This is a genomic window from Streptomyces sp. MUSC 14, from assembly GCF_001866675.1.
Lineage (GTDB): Bacteria > Actinomycetota > Actinomycetes > Streptomycetales > Streptomycetaceae > Streptomyces.
Map to the genome: position 1 here is coordinate 1 of NZ_MLYN01000065.1, position 7,840 is coordinate 7,840.

Sequence of the window (7,840 nt, forward strand, 5' to 3'; positions counted from 1 at the left end):
GGGGCGTCTCACCCAAGGCTGACAGAGAGGGGGTTCGAACCCTCGGGAAGGCCGCCTATCGCCAGTGGCTCGCTGGGCGGAGAGAGTTTGCGGAGGTCATGACGAGACGCTGCCCGCAGGAGGTAGCCACGGTGCACTGCCGCCGCCGTGTCAACGTCAATGCCGCCGTGTCAACGTCAATAAGGGCCTGATGGCACCGTTCGGGCGATAAGAGTGGGCCGGTGGTGACGTCGTTGTCGAGCGTGGGAGCGCGGCCCGTCGGGTCCCGCACCGCGAATGCGGGATGTCGCGTGGTCGGACGTGTTGATCACGATGGCTACCATCCGTCGCGACAAAGGGTCATTGAGGGGATAGATCGTGCTCGTTGGGGACGTAGTGACGGACGCATCGCGTGCGGCGCGCTTGATGCAGGTGTCGGCTGACCTGTCGGACGACTACATGACCGTGCAGCTGCTCGCGGCCGGGCTCGCGCGCATCCAGCTGGACCAACTAGCGGCGATGTGGAGTACTCCTTCGCCCAGCACGAAGACCGTGGGACTGCCCCCCGCGTGGAACGCAGGGGTGAACCGTCTGTGGTGGCGGGCGCTGGAGGGCGGGACAGCTCAGCTGCCCACCCATATGGACGTGTTCGGCTGGTGCTCTCGGCCGCTCGGGCAGTGGCCACTCGCCTTGGGAATCACGGACAGCGACAGAGGTCTCCTGCTCGTGGAGGACGGTCGCCCCTCCGCCTTCGCCGACGAAGCTGCCCGGTTCGCCATGGCCAAGGACCCCGAGGCCGAGCTCGTCGAGAATCACTCCTTCGAGCTGCTCATGTCCACGGCGGATCGCAATGCCGATCGAGAAGCGCAGGTGCAGGAGAACTATGTGGAGCTGCGAGGCTTTCTCATCGACAAGCCGGTCGCTTCCGATCTCGACCTCATGGCCCTCATGCGGCGCTTTCCGGCTAAGAACACTCACGGTCAGCCGTGGGTGAAGGAGTGGTTTCTCCACGCTTACCAGCATCGTCCTGCTTCAGGGACAACAGAGCTGGACGTGTGCGATGGATGTGACAATCCGCTGCCTGGCAGGCGCGGGCATTGCGGCACACCGGGGTGCGGTGGGAAGGCCGCACGGCGGGCCGTGGAGGCGATGTCTGAGCTGTATGTGCAGCGGCGGGCCGTGCGTCGCTTCTTTCATGATCCGGGCTTGGCGGAACGCCGGGTCTTCGATGCGGTACGGCCGGCACTGGGGGAGCGCATGTACCCGTGGTGGGGCATGGATGCCGTGGACGTGGCTTTCGACTTCGACGGCACCGGCCGGATGGGCGAGGGCGAGTGGTGGGCCGCCGACGTGAAGAATCATGCGAGCGCCACTCTGCTGGGGAGGAACTTCCGCTGGGACAGGCGCGCCGAGGCGCGTCGCCGTTTCCTGGTGATCGCCCAGCATCGGTTCGAGACGCGAGGCTACGTCGATGACCTGGAAGGCGCCATGGACGGCCGGGCCCAGGGCGTTGAGGTGGTCGGCGAGGATGATTTTATCGCTGCGGTTCTTCGGCGCGCGTCGGAGCGTGGCTGAATGGCTCGTGACATCTCGGCGTGGAGCGACCCGCTGGTGAAGGAGGCCGAGGCCACCGGGCTGAAGCCACTGATGCAGCCGCTTGCTCCTCTTGAGTTCTTCCGTGTGGAGCTGGGCCTGTACTTCCTGACCGAGTCCATGCCCAGCCAGTCGGTAACGGTGTTGCGCAAGGTGCTGGATGGCTATCTGAGCGCGGGCCCGGACACCGCACCCCTCGTGCGCAACCTCCGCCGTCGCATGGGGCCCACGGCCCGGGGCGGCGAGTGGAAGGTACGTCTGAACGAGTACTGCAAACTCCCCTCGCATCTGCGGATGTTCGAGCTGGACAACCCGGACTCTCGCAGAGTGGTGCACGGCAGCGTCTTCCGTCCACGCGGCAGCGCTGTGCTTCCCGGCCGGGCCGCGGCATACCGGGCCGCGCTGCACGACCCCGTGCCGTACGAGATGCGCCCTGTGCGAGAGCCGGCCCCGGCTGGCGCGGTCCTCTGGTTCAGGCGTCATGACGGCCGGAAAGAGCGCCTGCGGGTGCCCGACTGGATCGACGTGGCGGCGAAGGCATCTCTGCTGCACCCCAAGGAACGGCGCACCCGGATCCCGTTCCCGCCCGTGACCGACGACGACATGAAGCAGGCGGCCAAGGAGATGGACCGCCTGCTCGAAGACGATCCGCGCTATCGAGGCGAGAACTTCTCCGGCCGTCTGGAGAACATGGTCTTCGCGAACGTGGATGCCTTGGCTGGTGAACTCCGCGACGGACTCGGGGTGTTCGGCATTGACGGCATCGCTCACGTCGTCGGCTTGATGAACTCCGGCAAGACCACCTTCAACGACATCCTTGTGAAGCTCTCGGTTGACCGTGGCCTGAAGGTGGGTTACCTCGTCTCCTCGGTCGGCGGTGCGTTGGCGAAGGTGCGCTTCTTCCGGGCCCTCGGCATCCGGGCGGTGCCGCTCATCGGGCGTTCCACGCGCGATGAACACCTTGCGCGGTACTGGGACGACCTGCTGTACGTCGGCGACGGGGCCGACGTTGCACCGTTGCCGTCACAGGCGGACGTGACCTCGCCGTACACGACTGACCTGTGCCCCCTGGAGATGCTCCTGGAGCCCTCCGGCCCGGTTGCTGACCCCCTGTCACCGGAAGACCGGCCTTGCCGGAACACGCTTCGCATCGTCGGGGCGAAGAAGCACAAGGAGCGGGTGGACTGCCCGCTGCTGTCGGTATGCCCGTCGCAGACCGCGGCGTGCGATGTGCCCGACGCTCAAGTGTGGGTCACCACGCCCGCCGCCCTGCTGGCCAGCGGCGCGGAGCCTGCGGCGTACAGCGCCCGCTGGGTCACCGCGGCTCAGCATGAGCTGGACCTGCTGGTGGTCGACGAGGCCGACCGGGTCATGACCCAGTTCGACACGAAGTTCCTGCATCACGAGCCGCTGACTCAGCCGGACGGGTGGAGCAGCCGGATCGCTGTGGCCTGGCACGAAGGCCTCGCCACTACCTGGTACCGGCCGCTTGCCCACAAGCACGGGCAGCGATTCCAGCGGTACGCGACCTACCACTCGCAGGCGCTCGCAGGCCTGCTCCCGCTGCTGATGCTTCCCGCCGGAGAGACACCGGAGGCGAAGGAAGCTGCCAGGGAAGCCCTGGCCGAGACCGTGGACGACGGACCGTTCAGCGGACACACCTTGCTGACCCGGCTGGCCCGCCTCCTGCACGGCGTCGAGAACCGAGCCGAACGCGAGGAGGATGCCGAGCGGTGGGAGGCGGCCGAGCAGTACTTCGACAGGTATTTCGCCGCGTTGATCACCGCGCCGTTCGATGCCCCGCCGGCCCATATTGCCGAGCTGATCGACACCATGACCGCCGGGTATGCCGCCGAGCGCACTGCTCAGGAGGTGGCCGAAGAGTGGCTGGGACAGCACGAGCCGCACGCGGTTCCCGGCAAACTGCTCGCCCGCCGAAGCGAGCTGGCGCGCCTGTTGATCGCCGGTGTCTGGGCCGCGCGCGTGACCACCTCGTACTTCGAGCTCTCGGTCATGCAGGAAGCGCTGCGCGAGGTGATGCCGATTGCGATGGGCAGCAGCGTTCTGGCCCACCAGCCTCACGCTGAACTGCGGGCCCTGGTGCCGGAGTTGCCCATGGGTAACATGATGGCGCTGCAGTGGACTCCGAGCCGCAAGGGCAGCGGCGGCTCGCTGGACGTGCTGTGGCTGCGCGGCGTGGGCCGCTGGTTGTTGTACCACCTGCACGACATGCTCGCCTGCGAGGGAGTCGAAGGTCCCCACGTCCTGCTCACGTCCGCGACCAGCTACGACCCGTACTCGGCGCGCTATCACATCGACATCCTGCCCTCGCTGATCCTGCGCGAGCCCCCGGAGTGCGCTGACGCCCTGCGAGCCAGTCGGTTGCTGTTCCGGCCCCGTCGGCGCCCTGGCCATGAACGGGGCGTGTACGTCTCGGGAGCCGGTGGGCGCCAGGCTCGGCAGAACGCGGTGCGGACCATGACCGACGCCGTGTGCACTCCGGACCCCGGTGCCACCCTGTCGCTTCTGGAACAGGCGCTGCAGAGCGCTGACGAGGACCGGCGCCGGGCGCTGTTCGTGGTCCTCAGCACCCAGGACGCGGAGACCAGCGCCCACTACATGAACACCCGCACGAGCGTGACCGCCTGCCATGTGGTCCCGGACAGCCGGGCCCCCGGCCCCTACGGTCTTGCCCACCGCCGCATCGCCGAATTCCCCACCACTCAGGCCACCGTGATGGTCGCGGCCGAGGGATCCGTGGGCCGCGCACACAACATGCTCAACGCCCGCGGCGTCGCAGCCATCTTCCCCATCTTCTATCTCGCCCGCCTCCACCCGCCGCCGGACGACTTGTCCTTCCCTTTGGCCGTCCTCAACTCCCAGGCCATGGCCCGACTGCTCAACCCTGTCCGCTGCGACCTACCCGGCACCGACCCCACCCAGGAGGTCCGCGCACTCATCCGCCGCGCCCATGCGACCTGGAGCGCCATGATGGGCCGCCCGCTGACGTTCCGGACCCTGCCGACCGAAGAACTGCGCCGGGCCTTCGTCGCGGACCAGTTCCACTCCTTCTACCAGACCACCGGCCGCGGCATCCGCGGCAACGTACCCGTCCGCGTCTACCTGCTGGACGCCGCCTTCGCCCCCCGAGCCGCCGACCCTCGCGACTCGGCCCTCGACACCGAGCGCACCAGCGTCCTAGTCGCAGGCCGGGCACTGGTACGCGAACTCCTCGCCGACCCGGGCCCCGAAGCAGGCCCCAAGGCGCGCGTCAAGCATGCGATCCACACAGCCGTGTGGGAACTGCTCGGAAACCTCCTTGAGAACATCGACTGGGGATGATGACACGACCGTGACCACCACCAACAACGCCACCGACGCCAAGAAGCCGGCACCACCCCGCTACGAGAACATCCTCCCTCCGGTCTTCGCAGCCCTCCTCGACCAGCGACTCCCGCTCGACCTGTACACGGCACCCTTCCCCCGTTCGCTTCTCCCACGCCTCCAGCGGGCCTGGGACAGCAACCCCAAGACCCGCTCGCGCTACCTGCCGACACGCGGGCTGCGCGAACTGGTGGAGTGCGTCGGCTCGGGCGTCCTCGTCGTCGGCGGTGACCTGGACTCCGACACCTGGCTGTACGCCCTGTGCCCGCCCGAGGATCAGCTCCCCCTGCAACTCGCCCTGGAGGCATGGATCACCACCGAAGTCGCGCCGCAACAAGGCGACGTCGACTGGTTCTCCCTCGTCAAAGCCGCGTTCCCACTGGAATGGACCCCCACCACGCTCGACCTGCTCGGACACGGCAAGGCACCCAACAACACAGCACGGCCCCGCCCGCACGTTTACCAACTCCTCGCCTCCTACCTCGCCACCCAATGGATCGACAACAAATGGGTGCTCCCCGGACACAAGCAGAACGAGACCACCGTCCTCGGCCCGATCGGAGGACGCGGCCAACGCAGCGTCTACGCCTGGCCGCCGCGCGAGCTGACCGATGACGACGGTGCGTACGGCCTGTGGACCCACCAGACCACGTTCCGCGTCACGACGATGCCGCACGACGACCGGCTCCTCATCCGCGCCACCCCGCACATCACCCGCTTCGGTGGCACCACGCCCGTCTACATCCCACGGCGCAGTCCGGACAAGCCACCCACTGCCACTGTCCTGCTCTACGTCCCAGGCGGCGTGCTCAGCGGCATCGAGCGACCGCAATTCCTTCGGGCGCCCGTCCTGGTGACCGGCCGCGCGGACGACATGACCTGGCGCTGGGTACCCGGCATCGCCCGCATCCTCCCCTCCCTGCCCACCCCGCACCTCTACCCGGACCCGAACGCCGTCCGAGCTACCCCACGTGCCCACAACGGACTTGGCCGCGACGAGCACACCAAGAAGAACCCCGCCGCACTCCTGCTGCACACCACCGGCTACACCTACCTCCTCGACGAACCCAACACCGAAACCGGACGCAAGGCCGACGGCCACCCCGCCGAAACCGGACTCCAGCCGATCGACCACCTGCTCCTGTTCGAGCAGTTGAAGCAGACACTGCCTGGACTACACCTTGAACCCGTCGACCCCATCGGCAAGATCCCGCAGCGCCGCGCGCCCCGTCTCGAAGCCGCCGCACCTGGCGCGGTGCACCGCCTCGAGCTCGGACACACCGCTCCTGGAACCTACGAAGCCGTACACCTCGCACTGACCGGCCTGCTCGGCTACACCCACGCCGGCAAACGGATCGAGGCCGAACGTGACGTCCACATCTACCGCGGTGACACCGAGGTCCATCTGAGCCTGTTCAACCCCGGCACCCTGACCTCCGGAACCCCCTGGCCGACCGAGAAGACGTCGGAAGAGCGGAGCGAAACCCGGCGCCGACACCGCGCTGAAAGGACCCGCGCTCTGCGCGAGGCACTTCCGGACGAGGGGCAGCTGACCGGCTCGCTCATCGAGATCGGTAAACCAGCTGCTTTCACTGCCGCACACCAAGACGACCCCAAGCCCTTGCTCAAGAAGGTCCTGCCGACGCTCGGCCGGCACGTCCAGTGCCTGCACCCCGTGACCCGCATCGCCAAACCGGACGCGAAGAAGGACGGAGCCAAGCCCTTCCAGAATTCACAGATCCGCTGCGACGACGTCGAGCGCGCCGCCTCCGCCGTACGCGACATCCTCCGGTCCGTGGGACACCTGCCTCGACTGCCCCGCCCACGGGGCGTCACCGGATTCTTCGAACTCGCTGCCGTGCACCTGGCCCGTTCCCGCGGTGGCCTCGTTCCCCTCTTGCTGCGGGCGACCACCGAGGGCGACGTGACCGCTCAACTCGCGCCCACCGCCGGTCATCCGCACGAAGCCCCCATGCCCCTCGTCAACCTGCCCCGAGCACTGGTCGAGGGACGTGGCCGCATCCGGGCCCGGGACCGCGCCCAACTGGCCGACTTCCTAACCCACGCCCTCGGGCTCGACAACGGCACGGACCGACTTCTCATTGCACGCACTCAGACCCTGCGTAACGGGGAGATCTGGCCATGGCTGCAGAACGATCACATCTCCCCGGACAAACTAATCCTCCCGGGCGTCGACTGCAGTGCAGTCGATCCCGCCGCCCCACGCACCCCGGCAGACCTGCCCGGATTGCGCATCGTCCGCATCAATGACGACTCCGACGAGATCCCCCTCGTCTTCGGAATGAACCCGCCGGAAGTGCCCGAGGCGGAGAACGCCGACGAAGTGCTCCCCTACGAATGGGGCCGATACTCCGGACTGATCCCCTGGAACGATCGCACCTATCTGGCCGTCAACCCCCGCCCGGACACCCATCAACTGGCCAAGTCCGTCTCCAAGTACCTTGGCGACGACCGCGACGTCACCCGCCACGGGGCCAACCCCACGTCCCTAGAGATCCACGTGTCCTTCCAGCAGCTCACCGACAAAACCGGCGACCTCGCCGCCTACGTGAACGGGCTGCGCCGCTGCCACCTGCACACTGGCACGCCAACCCGGCTTCCCTACTTGCTGCACCTGGCACGGCTCATGGAGGAGTACATCGAGTAACCGTACAGAAGCAGACTTACGGTGGTTCCGGGACTTCGGCACGGGGCGGAACGGCTACCGAAGACGCGTGTTGGCTGAGGTGGTGACCACGCTCCTTTGAGCTGCTTGCGCTACGCAGGAACATGGGAACAGGGAAAGCCGCTGATCGACGGCGCCCAGCTCGTGATCCAGACGATTGTCCGATTCCCTCTCTGTCAGCCTTGGGTGAGACGCCCC

3 protein-coding genes are annotated in these 7,840 nt (G+C 67.5%); all 3 read left to right on the forward strand.

The window, feature by feature from the left end:
- Window positions 1-375 precede the first annotated feature (375 nt).
- From BIV25_RS37045 to BIV25_RS37055, 3 genes are read left to right on the forward strand one after another with little or no spacing between them, the layout of a single operon-like run.
- The gene (locus tag BIV25_RS37045; RefSeq protein ID WP_143076758.1) at window positions 376-1,554 is read left to right on the forward strand and encodes a hypothetical protein; all 1,179 of its coding nucleotides are present in this window, start codon (window positions 376-378) and stop codon (window positions 1,552-1,554) included.
- Window positions 1,555-4,914: a hypothetical protein gene (locus BIV25_RS37050; protein WP_071376931.1), complete on the forward strand. Its 3,360-nt coding sequence runs from the start codon at window positions 1,555-1,557 to the stop codon at window positions 4,912-4,914.
- Window positions 4,915-4,924: 10 nt separating this feature from the next.
- Window positions 4,925-7,624 carry an RNaseH domain-containing protein gene (locus tag BIV25_RS37055; RefSeq protein ID WP_071376932.1) on the forward strand — a complete coding sequence of 900 codons (2,700 nt, stop codon included), beginning with the start codon at window positions 4,925-4,927 and terminating at the stop codon, window positions 7,622-7,624.
- Window positions 7,625-7,840 lie beyond the last annotated feature (216 nt).